This is a genomic window from Bradyrhizobium sp. USDA 4510 (assembly GCF_054059095.1).
Genome location: NZ_JBSSBT010000001.1, coordinates 2,000,412 through 2,017,268, shown reverse-complemented (window position 1 = coordinate 2,017,268; position 16,857 = coordinate 2,000,412). Strand labels below are relative to the sequence as shown.

General features: G+C 64.7%; 16 protein-coding genes. 4 read left to right on the top strand and 12 right to left on the bottom strand.

Going from position 1 to position 16,857, the window contains the following annotated elements; all coding sequences use genetic code 11:
- The first annotated feature begins 42 nt into the window (after positions 1-42).
- Positions 43-720 carry a potassium channel family protein gene (locus ACVMDN_RS08920; RefSeq protein WP_225160765.1) on the top strand — a complete coding sequence of 226 codons (678 nt, stop codon included), beginning with the start codon at positions 43-45 and terminating at the stop codon, positions 718-720.
- A 42-nt stretch (positions 721-762) separates the two neighbouring features.
- Here ACVMDN_RS08920 and ACVMDN_RS08915 read toward each other — a convergent pair whose 3' ends face one another.
- The 9 genes from ACVMDN_RS08915 to ACVMDN_RS08875 all read right to left on the bottom strand — a co-directional run bounded on the left by ACVMDN_RS08915 (position 763) and on the right by ACVMDN_RS08875 (position 10,325).
- The gene (locus tag ACVMDN_RS08915; protein ID WP_456835322.1) at positions 763-1,626 is read right to left on the bottom strand and encodes a sugar phosphate isomerase/epimerase family protein; all 864 of its coding nucleotides are present in this window, start codon (positions 1,624-1,626) and stop codon (positions 763-765) included.
- Positions 1,626-2,819, bottom strand: coding sequence for a dihydrodipicolinate synthase family protein (locus ACVMDN_RS08910; protein WP_456835323.1), 1,194 nt, complete (start codon positions 2,817-2,819; stop codon positions 1,626-1,628). Before ACVMDN_RS08910 ends, ACVMDN_RS08915 begins: the two co-directional genes overlap by 1 nt.
- Positions 2,820-2,833: 14 nt before the next feature.
- On the bottom strand, positions 2,834-3,985 hold the full coding sequence (locus ACVMDN_RS08905) for a Gfo/Idh/MocA family protein (protein WP_456835324.1): 1,152 nt from the start codon (positions 3,983-3,985) through the stop codon (positions 2,834-2,836).
- Entirely contained in the window at positions 3,982-5,388 is a 1,407-nt protein-coding gene (locus tag ACVMDN_RS08900; protein ID WP_456835325.1) for a hypothetical protein, read from the bottom strand. Before ACVMDN_RS08900 ends, ACVMDN_RS08905 begins: the two co-directional genes overlap by 4 nt.
- A 14-nt stretch (positions 5,389-5,402) precedes the next feature.
- Positions 5,403-6,248, bottom strand: coding sequence for an ABC transporter ATP-binding protein (locus ACVMDN_RS08895; RefSeq protein WP_253587456.1), 846 nt, complete (start codon positions 6,246-6,248; stop codon positions 5,403-5,405).
- Between the two features lie 124 nt (positions 6,249-6,372).
- Positions 6,373-7,371, bottom strand: coding sequence for an ABC transporter substrate-binding protein (locus ACVMDN_RS08890; RefSeq protein ID WP_456835326.1), 999 nt, complete (start codon positions 7,369-7,371; stop codon positions 6,373-6,375).
- Between the two features lie 136 nt (positions 7,372-7,507).
- The gene (locus ACVMDN_RS08885) at positions 7,508-8,317 is read right to left on the bottom strand and encodes an ABC transporter permease (RefSeq protein ID WP_456835327.1); all 810 of its coding nucleotides are present in this window, start codon (positions 8,315-8,317) and stop codon (positions 7,508-7,510) included.
- Between the two features lie 284 nt (positions 8,318-8,601).
- Entirely contained in the window at positions 8,602-9,258 is a 657-nt protein-coding gene (locus ACVMDN_RS08880) for a TetR/AcrR family transcriptional regulator (protein WP_057017592.1), read from the bottom strand.
- 218 nt (positions 9,259-9,476) lie between these two features.
- Positions 9,477-10,325, bottom strand: a complete 849-nt coding sequence (locus ACVMDN_RS08875) for a VOC family protein (protein ID WP_316397733.1) — start codon at positions 10,323-10,325, stop codon at positions 9,477-9,479.
- Positions 10,326-10,551: 226 nt separating this feature from the next.
- On the opposite strand from ACVMDN_RS08875, the gene ACVMDN_RS08870 reads away from it, so the two are divergent.
- Together ACVMDN_RS08870 and rbsK are read left to right on the top strand one after the other, a co-directional pair.
- Positions 10,552-11,445: a sugar kinase gene (locus ACVMDN_RS08870; RefSeq protein WP_018270479.1), complete on the top strand. Its 894-nt coding sequence runs from the start codon at positions 10,552-10,554 to the stop codon at positions 11,443-11,445.
- Positions 11,446-11,467: 22 nt separating this feature from the next.
- Positions 11,468-12,403, top strand: coding sequence for a ribokinase (gene rbsK / locus ACVMDN_RS08865; protein ID WP_456835328.1), 936 nt, complete (start codon positions 11,468-11,470; stop codon positions 12,401-12,403).
- A gap of 102 nt (positions 12,404-12,505) precedes the next feature.
- Here the strand turns inward: rbsK and ACVMDN_RS08860 are convergent, their stop codons facing one another.
- Positions 12,506-13,729, bottom strand: coding sequence for an NAD(P)/FAD-dependent oxidoreductase (locus tag ACVMDN_RS08860; protein WP_057017492.1), 1,224 nt, complete (start codon positions 13,727-13,729; stop codon positions 12,506-12,508).
- A 257-nt stretch (positions 13,730-13,986) separates the two neighbouring features.
- Here ACVMDN_RS08860 and ACVMDN_RS08855 point away from each other — a divergent pair, with 257 nt between their 5' ends.
- Entirely contained in the window at positions 13,987-14,781 is a 795-nt protein-coding gene (locus ACVMDN_RS08855; RefSeq protein WP_253587458.1) for an enoyl-CoA hydratase/isomerase family protein, read from the top strand.
- Positions 14,782-14,795: 14 nt separating this feature from the next.
- Here ACVMDN_RS08855 and ACVMDN_RS08850 read toward each other — a convergent pair whose 3' ends face one another.
- Positions 14,796-16,136, bottom strand: a complete 1,341-nt coding sequence (locus tag ACVMDN_RS08850) for a TRAP transporter large permease (protein WP_456843634.1) — start codon at positions 16,134-16,136, stop codon at positions 14,796-14,798.
- Complete coding sequence (locus tag ACVMDN_RS08845) at positions 16,133-16,717, bottom strand: TRAP transporter small permease (protein ID WP_076826996.1); 585 nt, start codon at positions 16,715-16,717, stop codon at positions 16,133-16,135. The genes ACVMDN_RS08850 and ACVMDN_RS08845 overlap by 4 nt, the downstream gene beginning before the upstream one ends.
- Positions 16,718-16,857 lie beyond the last annotated feature (140 nt).

Here is a 16,857-nt window from a genome sequence, read left to right as displayed (position 1 = left end):
GATGCAATGCCGAATGACGGGGCGGGAATGAAGCGCGGCTGGATGAGCACTGGCGAGCTACGCGAGCGCTGGGGCGATTCCTTGTTGACGGTGCTCACTGTCCTGCTCCTGGTCATGATTTTCGTGGTGGCGCCGTTGCAGGCGTTGGGGCTGTTCGAGTTCCAGATTTTTGAGCTCCTGCTCGCGCTGGTCCTGGTCGGCGGCGTCTTCCTGATGTCAGGCAGCACGCTGGCGGTCGTCACGATGCTGGTCGCGCTCGTCATGATCGTCACGGGCGGGATCCTGAGACTACGCTCACCTTCAATTTTCGATCTCAACCTGTTCGCCGCATCCTGGCTGCTCGTCGGCCTCACCATGGCCGTGACGGTGGCGCGCGCGACGTTCGCGCCAGGCCGCGTCACCTATCACCGTGTGATCGGCGCGGTCCTGCTCTATCTCACGGTCGCCGTGATCTTCGCGGCGCTCTACACCTTTGTCGGTACGCTGAGGCCCGACGCATTTCCCGGCATGAAGGTGGAAGACAGCCCGACATTGGCGAGTCGCGTCCTCTATTTCAGCTTCGCCACGCTCACGACGACAGGTTATGGCGACGTCGCTCCGCTGCATCCGATCGCGCGGAGCCTGTGCAATCTCGAGGCGATCTTCGGCCAGCTCTATCCGGCAACGCTGCTGGCGCGGCTCGTCACGCTTGAGATCGAGCACCGCAACGAGGAGTCCTGATGGGGCGGGAAGCATGCAGCGCCGTGCCCACCTGACGGCGTCCTAGACCACCGTCCGGTGCCGCTCGATGCAGGTTCGCAGCACTTCGTCCAGCGGACGGCCCCACCAGTCATTCGAAAAGATCTCAATCTCCGAATAGCCGTCAAAGCCCTGCGCCTCGACGGCGGCGCGCACCGATCTGATGTCGATGACGCCGTCACCCATCATGCCGCGGTCGTTGAGGATGTCCTTGGTCGGCACCAGCCAGTCGCAGACATGGAACGCGAGCAGGCGATCCTGGCCGGCGCGCGCGATCTGGCGCATCAGCTCCGGATCCCACCAGATGTGATAGACGTCGAGCGCGACGCCGATCGTGCCGGTTCTGCCGGGATCGAGTGCGTCGCAGATATCGAGCGCATGCCTTGTGGTGTTCACGCAGGCGCGGTCGGCGGCATAGGCCGGATGCAGCGGCTCGATCGCGAGCGGCAGCTTTGCTTGTTTCGCATAGTCCAGCATCTCGGCGATGCCGTCATGCACCTGCGATCGTGCCAACGCAATATCCTTCGACGCCGCGCTGCCCGGCCGCGAATATTGCGGCAGGCCGCCGACCACCAGCACGATGCAGGAGGCGCCGAGCGCGGCCGCCTCGTCGACCGCACGGCGATTGTCGTCGCGCGCTTCGCTGCGATGCACGCCATCTGCCGTGAACATGCCGCCGCGGCAATAGCCCGACAGATCGAGCCCGGCATCCTTGACCGCACGGACGGCGCGATCGAGGCCGACGGCTGCAACCTGGTCGCGCCAGGGATCGATGGCGCGGATGCCATGGCGCGCGCAGGCCTCGACGATGGCGAGAAGATCGCCCTGCTTGCGGACGGTCGCCGTGTTCAGCGACAGCCAGCGGTGGTCGTTGGAAAAGTCGCGCATCAGGCGTCGATGCCGCGCGTGGCCAGGATCGTCGCCATCCGGCGCGTCGCGAGCTCCGGATTGGCGAGCAGACCAGCCTTGTCGGCGAGCCGGAACAGCTCGGCAAGATGCAAGTTCGAGCGCGCGCTCTCCTGCCCGCCGACCATCGTAAAATGATCCTGGTGCCCGTTGAGATAGGCCATGAACACGATGCCGGTCTTGTAGAAGCGCGTCGGCGCCTTGAAGATGTGGCGCGACAGCGGCACCGTCGGTCCAAGCACATCGTGGAAGCTGGCCTCATCGCCGGCCGCGAGCCGCGACAGCGCGTAGGACGCCGCCGGTGCGATCGCATCGAAAATGCCGAGCAGCGCGTGGGAAAATCCCTTGTCGTCGCCGGCGATCAGTTCGGCATAGTTGAAGTCGTCGCCGGTGTACATTTTGACCCGCGGATCGAGTCGGCGCCGCATGTCGATCTCGCGCTGCTTGTCGAGCAGCGAGACCTTGACGCCATCGACCTTGGCCGCATTGGCGTTGATGATCGCAACCGCCGTATCCATCGCCTTGTCGAGATCGGCCGTGCCCCAGTAACCTGATAGCGCCGGATCGAACATGTCGCCGAGCCAATGGATGATCACGGGCTCACGAACCTGCGACAGCACGCGGTCGTAGACCCTGGCGTAGTCGTCAGCGCTCTTGCCGAGCTTTGCCAATGCGCGCGAGGCCATCAGGATGATGCGGCCACCGGCCTTCTCCACTGCCGCGATCTGCTCCTCATAGGCACGGATCACATCATCGATCGACCTGGCATCTTCCACCGCGAGATGGTCGGTGCCGGCGCCGGAAAACACCAGCGCATTGCCCCTGGCCTTGGCCGCCTTCACCGAGCGCTGGATCAGTTCGAGCGAGGTCGCCCAGTCCAGCCCCATGCCGCGCTGCGCGGTGTCCATGGCTTCGGCGACGCCGAGGCCGAGGTCCCAGACGTGCTCACGAAACGCGATCGTCCTGTCCCAGTCGATCGCCGCGGCCAGCCAGGGATCGACGTCGGCGCGCGGATCGGCCACCACATGCGCGGCCGAGAATGCCACGCGGTTCAGCGTACCCTCGAGCTTCGCCGGAAAGGTCCGCGACGCCGCCAGGCGATAGGTCTCGAGGCCGCCGCCAGCGGTCGGCAGCTTCAGCGACAGCGATGACATCGGTCGGACAGGCTTGTTCATGACAAAGTCCCTTCTCAGACTGATATCGGGGCGACGTCGATCCAGCGCCGCTCCTTCCAGCTCTTCAGCGCGCATTCGGCGAGCTGCACGCCCTTGGCGCCTTCGAGCAGGGTGTATTTGTAGGGCGCGTCCTCGCAGACATGGCGGATGAACATCTCCCACTGTTCCTTGAAGCCGTTGTCGTAGACGACGTTCTCAGGCAGCTTCTGCCAGTCGGCATAGAAATCATGCATCCGCTTCTCGTCCGGATTCCACACCGGCCGCGGCGTCGCCTGGCGTGCCTGGATCACGCAGTCGGTCAGGCCCGCCACCGCCGAGCCATGGGTGCCGTCGACCTGGAAGGTGACGAGGTCGTCGCGGTAGACACGCGTCACCCAGCTCATGTTGATGTGCGCAATGACGCCACCCTTCAGGCGGAAGGTGGCGTAGGCGGAATCATCGGCGGTCGCCTGGTATTTCTTGCCCTTCTCGTCATAGCGCTCGGGGATGTCAGTCGTGCCGAGGCAGGTCACGCTCTCGACTTCGCCGAACAGATTGTCGAGCACGTAGCGCCAGTGGCAGACCATGTCGAGGATGATGCCGCCGCCGTCCTCGGCGCGGTAGTTCCACGACGGCCGCTGCGCTTCCTGCCAGCCGCCTTCGAACACCCAATAGCCGAACTCGCCGCGCACCGAGAGCATGCGGCCGAAGAAGCCGGAGTCGCGCAGGAAAGCGAGCTTCTTCAGGCCCGGCAGGAACAGCTTGTCCTGCACGGTGCCGTGCTTGAGGCCCCTGGCATTGGCGAGCTTCACCACCGCAACGGCCTCCTCGAGGTTGGTCGCGATCGGCTTCTCGCAATAGACATGCTTGCCGGCGTTGATCGCCTTGGTCAGCAGCGAGGGCCGCGCCTGCGTGGTCGCGGCGTCGAAGAACACGGTGTCGCCGTTGTCCGCGAGCGCACGATCGAGATCGGTGGTGTGGCGTTCGATGTTGTAGCGTTTTGCCAACGCGCCGACCTTCTCGGCGTCGCGGCCGACCAGGATCGGATCGGGCATGACGCGGTCGCCGTTCGCGAGCCGCACACCGCCCTGCTCGCGGATCGCGACGATCGAGCGGATCAGATGCTGGTTGAGCCCCATCCGGCCGGTGACGCCGTTCATGATCAGGCCGAGGCGTTTGGTCGTCATACTGCTTGCTCCTGCGAAACGCGTGGTGTTGGCCGCTTGAGCGGCTGCATGGTGGACCAGTCCGGATGGATCGAACTGGCAAAGCCCGGCGCGGCGGCGATCGATTCCGTCAGCAGATCGCCGTCATGGATCGCGAGGCGGACCTTGCTGCCCGCGCGCGTGTAGAGATCGGAATGCGCGGTGAAGAAGGCGTCGGCTTCGTCGGCCGGGGTGTCGGCAAAGCCATCGACATAATGATGTCCGTTGCGCTCAGCATGGGTGACGCCGATCAGCGCCCCGAGCGCGAGGTCCTGCTGCACGCCGAGCCCGGCCTGGCAGGTCAGGTCCTCGCCGCTGATGAAATACCCGCCGCTCTCAGCGTTCCACGCCGCCGCGCGGGTGGCGTTGATGATGGACTTGTAGATGCCCTTGCAGGATTTTGAGGAGATGCCGCGATAGCCGAGCGCGCGGGCCTGCGGGAATGCATCATAGCAATCGTCGGCCTCGTCGATGATGAAGCCGTGCGCCGCCAGCTTCCCGAGCGGCGAGGCTCTTGTGATATCGCGCGGCATCGGCTGCTCGATATAGAGCAGGTTTGCCCTGATCGGCTGCAGCGCCGCGTCATGGTCGAGCCGGTCGACCAGCGCGTTCAGCGCGGCAAGGTCGGCATATTGCTCGTTGGCGTCGAGCGTGATCCTGGTTGCGTAAGGCAGCTTTGCGAGCTCGCCGCCGATCCGCGCCAGCCGCGCCGCGTCATGTGCAGGATCGCCGTTCAGCTTGAGCTTGAAATAGCGCGCACCGGCATTCTCGTTGCGGTCAGCGACGCCGCCCTCGCCTTCAACCTTGTCGTCCATTCCGACCGTGTGCCTGACGGCGACACGCTCGAGCCGTTTGCGTGTTGAAAGGAACCGCGCGATCGCGCCGTCGTCGAGATCCGGCGTCAGCCGCGCGTCGATGCCGGCGATATTGCCGGCCATGCCGTCGAAGAAGTTCGCGCCGGCGGCGCGCAGCAGCGCATCCAGGATCGCCTTGTCGATCTCGGCCGGGCCAAAGCCGGCGGCAAGCGGCGGAATGTCTTCAGCTGCGCAGGCCGCAACCTGCGGGCCGATACGTTCGGCGTGGAGGCCAAACGCGGTCTCAAGACCCTTGTTCGCCAGATAGAGCCCGCGCGCGATCGCAAGCGAGCGGCGAAGCCCGTCGAGCGACTGCGCTTCGGTGAGATGCGGCCGCTTGTCGAACCATCTCGGCGCCAGCATCTCGGCGCTGGCGCCGGTGGCGCGGCCCTTGCCTTCCACCTCGATCTCGACCCGCACGAACATCTGCGTCGATGCGGTGATCGTCACCGCGCCGAAGCGGAACGGCCGGGCGAACACCAGCGGCCGTTCGAAGAAGACGATATCGTTGACTTTGAGGCGAAGCGGCATTGACGGCTCGGGTGTTAGTCCAGCGACCCCTGTGAGAAGAAATGCTTCCGGATCCGCTGCACCAGTTCGTTGAAGACAGGATCGGACATCGTCTCGAGCGAGCGCGGCCGTGGCATCGGCACGTCGTAGATCGCGGCGATCGCGCCGGGCCGCTCGGTCATCACGAGCACGCGGTCGGCGAGGAACACGGCTTCCGGGATCGAGTGCGTGATCAACAGGACCGTCTTGCCGGTCTCGCGCTGGATCCGCATCAATTCGACATTCATCCGCTCGCGCGTCATGGCGTCGAGCGCGCCGAACGGCTCGTCCATCAGCATGATCTTGGGGTCGTGCACCAGGGCGCGACAGATCGAGGCGCGCTGCTGCATGCCGCCGGACAGCTGCCAGGGCAGCTTCTTCTCGAAACCTTCGAGGCCGACCAGCTTCAGCAGATCCTTGGCGCGCGCGAGATACTTGTCCCGCGGCAGCTGCTTCATGTCGATCGGCAACATCACGTTGGAGAGGATGTTGCGCCACGGCAGCAGCAGCGCGTTCTGGAACACGATGCCGACATTGCCGTGCGGCCTGGTCACCGGCTCGCCGTCGACCAGCACCTCGCCGGTCGTCGGCGGCAGCAGGCCCGAGATCATCTTGAGCAGCGTGGACTTGCCGCAGCCGGAGGGCCCGACCACGACAAAGAACTCGCCGTCGTTGATGGTGAAGTCGAGCGGCCGCAGCGACGGCACATCGCCGTCGCGTGACCGGTAGGTCTTCGAGACGCCGGAGAGTTTGATACCCGGCGTGGCATCCGCGGCGCGGTCCGACACCAGGCGCAGATGCGCGGCGGGCTGAACATCGGCTGGTTTGGTTGCAGGATTCATTCTGTCGAATCCACTGGGATGTAGAATGCTGTCATTCCGGGATGGTCCGAAGGACCAGACCCGGAATCTCGAGATTCCGGGTTCGATGCTTCGCATCGCCCCGGAATGACGGTGTTTGTTGCGCTCACGAGTCACCCTTCGGCAGATAGTCGTTGGTGTAGAACGCCTTCGGATTGGCCTTGGCCTTGGCGTCGAGGCCGCCATACTCGACCATCAAATTGACCGACTCGGTCATGTTCTGGTCGGTGACCTGGAACGGCCGCTTGGTCCTGGTCTCCGGCGTACGATAGAGCGGGATCGTCAGCTCGAAGCCTTGCGTCAACGTGTCGATCTTGCCGCCCTTCGGGTTGGCGTCGAGGATCGACTGCGCAGCCGCCTTGGGGTCCTTCTCCGCGGCTTCCACCGCCTTTGTCGTCGCCGACATGAAGCGGCGGACCAGGTCGGCATTGGCCTTCACATAGTCGAAGTTCGCGATGATGCCCGACGACACCATGTTGATGCCGTAGTCGGCGAACTTGATCGGATAGACGTCCTTGCCGGTGGCGTCCTTGATCTTCATCGACTGGTCCATGACGTAGCCGAGCAGCAGGTCGGCCTGGCCGTTGATCACGGCGTTGAGCTTGGTCTGGCCGTCGCCGGCGACGGTGTTGAAATCGCTTTCCTTCAGACCGGTCTTCTTCAGGAACAGCGGCCAGATCTGCGTCATCGAATCCGCCGGCGTGATCGCGACCGTCTTGCCCTTGATGTCCTCCGGCTTCCTGATGTTCTTGTCGGCAAGGCTCATCGCCGACATCGGGCTGGTCTGCAGCAGCACGCCGGTGGCAATCACCGGCGCACCCTTCACGGCCGCGCGCATCATCGTCGGCACGTCGACATAGCCGAAATCGGCGGTCTTGGCGGCCACCGCCTGCGTGGTCGCGGCCGAGCCGCGGCCTTCCTGGATCTCGAGGTCGATGCCCTCAGTGGCATAGATGCCCTTGGCCTTGCCGTAATAGAACGGCGCGTGCTCGCCGTAGACGTACCAGTTCAGCATCAGCACGACCTTGTCGGCCGCAGATGCAGGGGCCACCGCAAGCGCGGTCCAGGCCAGTGCGGCAATGACAGCAGTGATCAATCGCATCACGTTCTCTCCCTGTTTTTCGTCATTGCGAGGAGCGAGAGCGACGAAGCAATCCATTTCTCAGCTTGTGGCGCGATGGATTGCTTCGCTTCACTCGCAATGACGGTTTCCCTTTTCGTTAGGTGGCTCTGCGATATCCCTAGGAAGCAAAAATGATGTCATCGCGCTGGCTGACGTGCCAGGGGATCACCAGCCGCTCGATGCGGTCGACGATCCAGAACAGGATGACGCCGAGCAGCGCGAGGATCACCAGCGCGGCGAACATCGTCGGCAGGTCGAAGGTGCCGATCGAGCGCTGCATCACATAGCCGATGCCGGAATTGGAGCCGACGAACTCGCCGACGACGGCGCCGACCACGGCGAGCGTCACCGAGACTTTCAGGCCGGAGAAGATCGCGGGCATCGCGTGCGGCAGGTTGACCGCACGGAACACCTGGAAGCGGCTGCCCTGCATCGCGCGCGCCAGATCGACCATATCAGGGTCGACCGACTTGAAGCCCTGCACCGCCGACACCACCACGGGGAAGAAGCCGAGCAGGAACGCGGAGATCACCTTGGGGATGATGCCGAAGCCGAACCACACCACGAACAGCGGCGCGATCGCGATCTTCGGCACGGATTGGGAGAACACCAGCAGCGGATAGACGTAGCTCTCGATCGTCTTCGAGCCCGCGATCAGCATCGCAACGGGAATGCCGAACAGCGCCGAGAGCAGGAAGCCGCAGATCGTTGCATAGGTTGTCGGCCAGGACTGCCGCAGCAGTTCCGGCCAGTCGCTCCACAGCACCGCGACGACGTCGCCGGGCGAGGGAATTTGGTAGGCGGGAATATGGAACAAGCGGATCGCGAGGTCCCAGGCCGCCACGATGACAACCAAAAACAGGAACGGACGTACCCACGCCACATTCAGCACCTTCGACAGGCCCGAAGGGCTCTTTGCCTCCGCCACGTCACGCTCCCTTTGCAGTCTCTCTGTTCGTTCAGAAATTAACCCGTTGGATAAATACTGTCCAGCCCCAAGCGCGCGGCAAAATCGCGCCGAAATACGCGACTTTCGTCAGGTGAGAATTTTTGTCGGATGAGACTTCGTAGCCCGGATGAAGCGCAGCGAAACCCGGGACCGCTATCCGCGCATGCAACTCCCCGGATTGCGCGGAGCCTGTCATCGGGCGCGCGTTCGCGCGACCCGTTGGCTCCATCCGGGCTACGGATCACCGCAATGATCGCAAGACCTCACACCACGCGGTGCTCGGCCGCGCGCAGCACCGGCATCGCGCCGCCGAACGCCGCCGTGGATTTGCCGGTCAGCGCCGCCAGCACCAGCGCGGTCATGTGCTCGAGGCGCTCGTCGCGGGCGTCCTTCTTCAAGAGGTCGCGGCCGAAGATCACGCTCAGCGTGGCGCTGTTGGAGAGATAGAAGAATGCGAGCCCGGCAATCGAGATGTAGAGCTGCACCGGATCGACCGCGACGCGGAAATCGCCGCTCTCGACCCCGCGCGTCACCACGGTGCGGATCATCTCGACAAAGGGCGAGTGCATCGACTTGACCTTGGTCGAACGCTTCAGGTGTTTTGCCTTGGCGAGGTTTTCGGTGTTCAGCAGCGCCAGGAACTCGGGGTTGCGCAGAAAATAGTTCCACGTGAAGTCGATCAGGCGCCCGATTGCCTCGGGCGGATCGAGATGCTCGAGATCGAGGGTGCGCTCCTCGGCGCGGATCTTCTCATAGGCGCCTTCCAGCACCTCGAGATAGAGATCCTCCTTGTTGCCGACGTGGTAGTACAGCATGCGCTTGTTGGCGTCGGCGTTGGCCGCGATGCGGTCGACCCGCGCGCCGGCGAGGCCATGGGCGGCGAATTCCTGCTTGGCAGCCTCGAGAATCCGCAGCCGCATCCCCTGGGGGTCGCGCTGCCATCTCTGTATTCGCTTTGCCTTGGCCAAATCGATCGCCCGTGATGCTGAATTGATGAATGTAGCATGACGAACGACGTTTGAGAACGAATGTTGTCGTGACGGCCATGCGGGAATATTTCTCGCAGACGCGGCATGCAGCGTCCTCCCTGCCATTCCCGGATGCACGCTGTCGTGACGACGCGCGCATGAAACGCGGCCTAGTCCGGCTTTCCTTGTGAAGGCTGCACCAGAAGCGTCGGCACACCGCATGTGCTGTTGCGCACCGTCATCACGCGCGTGCCGGGCTTGCGGCCGGTACGAACCTCGGAGACGTCGACGCCAGCGGCGATCAGCCGCGCACGTGTGGCGTCGATATCGGTGACGCGCCAGCAGATGCCGCGCAGCCGGTCCGGCGCGTCCGTCTCCGATTTGCCCGGCCGGTGCGTGACCTCGACCACGAGGTCGCCGCAGCGGAAGAACATCAGCCGGCCCCACTCCGGATGCGACCGGTCGAGCGCCATGTCGAGCCCGAGCCGCGCGCCATAGAGCGCGGCGGCGCGTTCCGGGTCGGCGGTCGAAACCACCACATGATCCATCGCGGTGATCGATGCGGTCGTGGTACGCACCGACAACGGCCGCTCCTGCTCGCGTTCCAGGAAGAACATGCGCACGCCGCGCGTCGCATCGGTCGCGGCCCGCGTACGCTTCCACGACAGCACGGCGCCGCTGGTCTCGTCGCGGCTTTCGACTTCAGTGACGGGTTCGGGCTTCAGCGTCAGCCGGTCGAGCCGGCGGTGTGTCCTGGCGATGTCGCTGGTGCGGAAGCAGAGGCTCGCAAGCCCCTCACCTTGCGTAACGAGCGCGCTGCGGATGCGCTGGGCTGCGTCATCGTCGCCGAGCGGCGCCACCAATTCCAGCGTGGTGTTGTCGAGCGTGAACAGCGTGCGGTTCGCACCACCGCCACTGTAGCGCCAGGAAGGCGTCCGCGCGAACAGCGCCTCATAGGCCGCGCTGGCAGCAGCGATGTCACTGGTCAGGACGACGATGTGATCGAGACCGGTAATCATGGCTGCAACCTCCCCGAATCTGCCGTCATTGTGTTTCTCCCTTAACCCAACCCGGAACCACGGACTGCCGCCGGCCGTTATGCCGCATGCCAGAACGGCCTGGCGCAGCCATCATCTCTACCTGTAAACCAGGCAGGGTTGCGAATATTTTCAGCGATATCGGCCGATCAGCAATGCTAGTCTGGAACCGCCGGCCGGGACCACACCAAGCCACGACGGAAAGCGAATGCAGGCCCTCTTCATCGGACAGACCTATATCGACGTCACCTTCATCACAGATCACATGCCTGTTGGCGACGAAAAGCACGTCGCCGACGCCTATGCGGTGTCGTTCGGCGGCAACGCCGTGACCGCAGCATTCTGCTGCGCCAAGCTCGGCGTCCCGCCGGACCTGATCGCCACCATGGCCAATGACTGGCTGGGACGGATGTTCTGGGACATGGCCGACAGGTACGGCATCTCGTTCCACCCCCGCAAAGTCAACTCCTCCTCGCTGTCCTTCATCATGCCGAACGACGGCAAGCGCGCCATCGTCCGCTGCCGCGACGACCAGCACATCCATCCTTTTCCGCTGCTGAACATCAAGGGCTGCCGCGCGTTGCACATCGACGGCCACCAGCCGGACGCCGCGATCCATTATGCGAAGCTGTGCCGCGAGGACGGCATCCTGACCTCGCTCGACGGCGGCGGCCTGCGCACCAACACCCACGAGCTGCTCGCATTCATCGACATTGCGATCGTCGCCGAACGCCTGTGCGAGCAGATGGACAAGACGCCGGAGCAGATGCTCGACTATCTCAAGAGCCGCGGCTGCAAGGTCGGCGGCGTCACCATGGGCGAGCGCGGCCTGCTCTGGTATGACGAGGCCGGCACAGTGCGCACGCTGCCGGCCTTCCCGATCCCGCGCGCGCGTGTGATCGATACCAACGGCGCCGGCGACGTCTTCCACGGCGCCTACATCTACTCCTACCTTTCAAACCCGAGCAAAGGCTGGCATGAGCACTTCAAGTTCGCGCGCGCAGCCTCGACCTTCAAGATCCAGAAGCTCGGCAACGAGGCCGGCCTGCCGACGCTGGCGGATATCGCGGCGGTCAAGCAGGAGTTTCGCGCCGAGGCTTGATAGGGGTGAATGGGGCTAGGCCATGGGGCGCGTCTTCGTCGCCGGCAGCATCAATATGGACGTGGTGGCGACCGCCGAGCGCCATCCGCGGATCGGCGAAACCGTGGCAGGCGAGGCCGTGCTCTATTTTCCCGGTGGCAAGGGCGCCAACCAGGCGGTGGCTTCGGCCAAGCTCGGCGTAGCGACCACGCTGATCGGCCGGCTCGGCACCGACGCATTCGGCAAGGAGCTGCGAACGTTCCTTGCCGCGCAAGGCGTCGATCTCACCTCGGTCAAGACCACGCACGGCACGCATTCCGGCACGGCGATCATCACGCTCGCCAATGCCGACAACACGATTGTCGTCGTGCCAGGCGCCAACGGGCTCGTTGACGCTCATGATGTCAAGGTCCCCTCACTTATGAAGGGTGACGTCGCGGTCAGCCAGTTCGAGATCCCGCTGCCGGCGATCGCTGCCTTCTTCCGGCGCGCCCGCGCCGTCGGCGCCACCACGATCCTCAATCCGGCACCGGCAAAACAGGCCGACAAGGCTCTGCTCGATCTCGTCGACATCCTCGTTCTGAACGAGACCGAACTCGGCTACCTGACTGGCACGGGGCTGCGCGACAGCGACACGCCGGAGCGCTTCTCCGAGGCGGCCCGGGCGTTGGGGCAAGGCAGGATCGTCTGCGTCACGCTCGGAAAGCGCGGCGTGCTGGCGCTGGTCGACAACCAGCCGCTGCTCGTGCCGGGACGCGAGGTCAAGGCCGTCGACACCACAGGCGCCGGCGATTGCTTCGTCGGCGCCCTCGCCTCACAGCTCGCCATCGGCAAGCCGCTCGGCGACGCGCTGGCCTACGCCAACGCCGCGGCCTCGATTTGCGTGCAACGGATGGGAGCCGCGCCGTCGATGCCGACGGCGGATGAGGTGGAGGACGCTCTCTCCCCAAGTCGTCCCGGCGAAGGCCGGGACCCATAACCACCGGCCACAGTTTGGGGGCACACGCGTGGCAACTGCGTTCGTCTCCGCCAACGACTGCCGCGGAGTATGGGTCCCGGCTTTCGCCGGGACGACGCTTGCTTACATTTGCGCCAGCGCACTCTTCAGATCAAAGCTCGCATCCGCCGCCTGCTCCGGCGTAATCGAGCCGCCGGCGCCGAGCAGCCGGCGGCCGAACATGTGATCGCCGGCGCGATTGATCGATTCGATGCCGAGCAGCTTGTCGCCGCGATAGCAGAACGCCGAGAACGCGCCCTGCGCGCGGTCGCCGCGCACTACGACGCGGTCGTAGCCGGTGGTGAGACCCGCCATCTGCAGCTTGTCGGGGCCCTGGTCGCTCCAGAACCACGGCAGACCGTCATAGACTTCGGTCTTGCCGGTCAGCCGCGACGCCACGCAGCGCGCATGGTCGGTCGCATTCTGCACCGACTCCAGCCGCAGCGACCCGCCGAAGCGTTTGCTGGTGTAGAGCGCGCAATCGCCGATCGCGGAGACATTCGGATCGGCGGTCAACAAATGCTCGTCGACGATGATGCCGGATGCCACCGGCAGCCCGGCCTCCGCCGCAAGCTCGACATTCGGCAGCACACCGACGCCGACCACGACGAGGTCGGCCGGGATATGCGTGCCGTTGCTCAGGCTGACACCGGTAACCTTGCCGCCATCGGCCTCGATCGCCGTGACCTGCACCCCGAGGTGAATCCGGATGCCGGCCGCGCTGTGGCGGGATTGCGAGAACTCGGAAATCTCCGCGGTCACCGCCCGCGCCATCACGCGGGAGGCAAGCTCGACCACGTCGACCTCGAGGCCCTTGGCCCGGGCAGTGGCGGCGAATTCGAGCCCGATGAAGCCCGCACCGATCACGACGACGCGCATGCCGGGCGCGATCAAGTCGCGCAGCGCCTGGCTCTCATCCAGAATGCGCAGGTAGCGGACTGCGTCGAGCTTGGCGTTGGGGATATCCAGCAGCCGGTTCCGCGCGCCGGTTGCGAACACCAGGTGTCCGTAATCGAGCGACGCGCCGGAGGCGAGCGCCACCTTCCGCGCATTGCGGTCGATCGCATGGGCGCGATCGGTGATCAGCTCGATCTTGTTGTCCTGGTAGAACTTGTCGGGCCGGAACATCAGGCTCTCGGGCCCGCCGGTCCCTTTCAGATAGGCCTTCGACAGCGGCGGCCGCTGATACGGCAAATGGCCTTCGTCATTGATCAGGGCGATGCGCTCGGCGAAGCCGGCCTGGCGCAGCGACGCCGCGAGCTGGAAGCCGGCGTGTCCGGCGCCGACGATGATGACCGAGCCTGTCATCGGAACAACCCAAATACGCGCGAGCAGGAGTGACCCATGCCGTTTCCTCTTGTCGATGTTAGCTTGCTTGCCCCGTCCCCACAGCGCTCGTGTCTGCGTACCGAAGGCGCACGCCATTTGGCCTCATGGCTCGTACCGATGCAAGGGGGTCCCAGGCGATTCTGGGCGCGCCCGCGGCCCCCGGGCGCCGGGCCGGATTGCCACGGCTCCCGCCAAGGCCTTAAATGTCCGGAACCAACTAGCCCAAGGTCTTCAATATGCCAGCACCCGCCCCCTCCGCCACCGACCCCGCTTTGCTCCGCATCGACGGCGCCATCGCGACCATCACACTGAACCGGCCGGCCGCGTTCAACGCGATCGACATGACGATTGCCAAGAAGCTCGAGCAGCTCAGCGCCGAGGTCGAAGCCAACAAGGACGTTCGCGTACTGGTCATCGAGGGCGAAGGCCGCGCCTTCTGCGCCGGTGGCGATTTGCAGACCATCGGCGCCGCGACCGAAGCCAACAATGTCGCCCCCGTGGTCGGCGAGATGCTTCACCACTACCATGCCTTCATCGAGACGGTCCGGCGGATGCCGAAGATCGTGCTATCCAGCGTGCATGGTTCGGCGGCCGGAGCCGGCATGGGCCTCGCGTTCGTGACCGACCTGTGTATCGCCGCAGAGGATGCCCGCTTCACGCCCGCCTATGCCAAGATCGGCGTATCGCCGGATGGCGGCAGCACGGTCGGCATCGTCGGCACGGTCGGTACCCGCCGCGCGCTGCAGATTTTCCTGGCCGAGGATGGCTTCACCGCGCAGCAGGCCTATGAATGGGGTCTCGTCGTCAAGACCGTCCCCGCGGCCGAGCTGAAGGCAGCGACGCGGCAGCTCGCCGAGCGCCTGGCGCAGAATCCGCCCGCCGCAATCGCGGGGACCAAATCACTGGTCTATCAGGCCGCCACCACGCCGACCAAGCAGCAGCTCGACGCCGAGGAACACAAGATCATCACGGCGATGCATACCGACGATTTCCGCGTCGCCGTGAAGAAGTTCACCAGCAAGTCGAAGTAGGCGCGACGGACCGGCTAGTTCGGACAGATATAGCCGGTGCCGCCGGGTGCCTTGAAACAGCCGACCGATTCCGGGATCACCTGCTTGGGCAGCCACAGCACGACCTTCGGAAAATAGATCGTGAAGCAGATCGTGACCAGGAACACGACATAGATCGGCAGCGCCGCCCGCAACGCTTTTGCAAAACTGATGCCGACGAATTTTGAGGCCATCAGCAGCACGAGCCCGTACGGCGGCGTGATCAGGCCGAACGCCAGCGTTGCGATCAGCACCACGCCCATATGCACGCCGTTGATGTCGCCCGCCTGGGTCAGCGCGTTGACCAGCGGCATGAAGATGATGATGGTCGGCACCGGCTCGATGAAGTCGCCGACCACGGTGAACAGCAGCACCATCAAAAGCATGATGAGATGCGGGTCGTTGCCGGCGATCGAGGTGATCCAGTCGGCGATGTAGATCGCGCCGCGCAGATAGGCCAGCATCCAGCCGAACGCGTTCGCGGCACCGATCGTGATCAGCGGCAGCGAGAAGATCAGGCCGGCGAGGCAGAAATCATACGGGATCTTCTTCAGGTGCCCGCGGTTCAGCGCCGGGATCACCACGACGATGATGTAGGCGACCGCGACGACCCCGGCCTCGGTCGGCGTGAACCAGCCGGTCAGGATGCCGCCCAGCAGGATCACCGGGATCATCATCGGTAGCGCCGCGTCACCGGCGGCGAACGCAACCTGGCGCAGCGGCGCGCGCGGCTTGCACAGGCCCGAGGGACCGAAGAAGTAGCAGTAGATCATCAGCCCGAAGCCGATCATCAGCCCGGGGACCACACCGGCCATGAACAGCCCGGCGATCGAGACATTGCCGACCGCGCCATAGACCACCGCCGTGATGCTCGGCGGCACCAGCGCTGCGATCGTCGACGCCGAGGCGATGATCGCGGCGATGAAGGCCGGCTCATACCCTTCCCGCCGCATCGGCCCGCCGAGCGCCCGGCTCATGACCGCGACATCGGCGGTGGTCGAGCCGGACATTTCCGAGAAGAACATGCTGAAGACGACAACGACCTGCGACAGCCCGCCCCTGATGTGACCGACCAGCGAGACCGACAGATTGGCGATGCGGACCACGACATTTGCCGAGCTCATGAGCTCGCCGACCAGCAGGAAGAACGGGATCGCAAGCAGCGCCTCGGAATCGACGCCGTCGAAGACCTTCTGGATGATCGCCGCCAGCGAGACGTCTGATAGCACTGCGCCGACGAACACGCCGGCCATCAGCGAGAACGGCACGGGCACGCCGAGATAGCCGAAGAACAGGAAGCAGAACGACATCAGCGCAAGCACGACCGGTGCGCTCACGGCTGCACTCCCGTCGTCGCGCGGGTATCGATCGCAGGAATCGGAAGGTGGTCATCCGGCGGCTCCGGATGGTCGAAGCCATTGCGGATCCCATTGACGAGCTGCTCGATCGTGAACAGGCCGATCAGGATGCCGGACAGCGGGATCACCGCATAGAGCGAGGCGATCGGCGTACCGGACGGCAGGCGGAAGCTGCCGAAGCCTCGGAGGTAATTTTGATAGCCGTACCAGACCAGGCAGAAGGCGACACCCAGCACCACCAGACGGATGACGATCTCGACGATCAGCCGCGACCTGCCATGCAGCGCTTCGGAGATCGCGGTGAGATAGAGATGGTCGTTGCGCCGTGTCGCGACCGCGGCCCCGATGAAGATCGCGTAGATGAACAGCGTCGAGGTCACCTCCTGCAGCCACAGCCAGGGATGACCGATGGTGCGGGTGACGATATCGGCGGTCACCGACAGCGAGAAGCCGAAGCACAGCAGGCCGCACAGCATCATCAGGATCAGCTCGAGCCGGTCGAGCGCCCGCCATTTCAGATGCCGCTGCCGTTGCAGCACCAGTGTGTCGGCGATGGCCATCGAATGCTCCGTCCTCTTATGTCGTCCCGGCGAAGGCCGGGACCCATAACCACCGGCGCCTGATGCTTTGAGAAAGAACGGCGGCCCGGTGCTTCAATGGACGAGCCGCGGCGTATGGGTCCCGGCCTTCGCCGGGACGA

Coding starts and splice junctions, on each gene's coding strand:
- ACVMDN_RS08920 (WP_225160765.1), top strand. CDS start 43: ATGAGCACTGGCGAGCTACGCGAGCGCTGGGGCGATTCCTTGTTGACG.
- ACVMDN_RS08915 (WP_456835322.1), bottom strand. CDS start 1,626: ATGCGCGACTTTTCCAACGACCACCGCTGGCTGTCGCTGAACACGGCG.
- ACVMDN_RS08910 (WP_456835323.1), bottom strand. CDS start 2,819: ATGAACAAGCCTGTCCGACCGATGTCATCGCTGTCGCTGAAGCTGCCG.
- ACVMDN_RS08905 (WP_456835324.1), bottom strand. CDS start 3,985: ATGACGACCAAACGCCTCGGCCTGATCATGAACGGCGTCACCGGCCGG.
- ACVMDN_RS08900 (WP_456835325.1), bottom strand. CDS start 5,388: ATGCCGCTTCGCCTCAAAGTCAACGATATCGTCTTCTTCGAACGGCCG.
- ACVMDN_RS08895 (WP_253587456.1), bottom strand. CDS start 6,248: ATGAATCCTGCAACCAAACCAGCCGATGTTCAGCCCGCCGCGCATCTG.
- ACVMDN_RS08880 (WP_057017592.1), bottom strand. CDS start 9,258: ATGCGGCTGCGGATTCTCGAGGCTGCCAAGCAGGAATTCGCCGCCCAT.
- ACVMDN_RS08875 (WP_316397733.1), bottom strand. CDS start 10,325: ATGATTACCGGTCTCGATCACATCGTCGTCCTGACCAGTGACATCGCT.
- ACVMDN_RS08870 (WP_018270479.1), top strand. CDS start 10,552: ATGCAGGCCCTCTTCATCGGACAGACCTATATCGACGTCACCTTCATC.
- rbsK (WP_456835328.1), top strand. CDS start 11,468: ATGGGGCGCGTCTTCGTCGCCGGCAGCATCAATATGGACGTGGTGGCG.
- ACVMDN_RS08860 (WP_057017492.1), bottom strand. CDS start 13,729: ATGACAGGCTCGGTCATCATCGTCGGCGCCGGACACGCCGGCTTCCAG.
- ACVMDN_RS08855 (WP_253587458.1), top strand. CDS start 13,987: ATGCCAGCACCCGCCCCCTCCGCCACCGACCCCGCTTTGCTCCGCATC.
- ACVMDN_RS08845 (WP_076826996.1), bottom strand. CDS start 16,717: ATGGCCATCGCCGACACACTGGTGCTGCAACGGCAGCGGCATCTGAAA.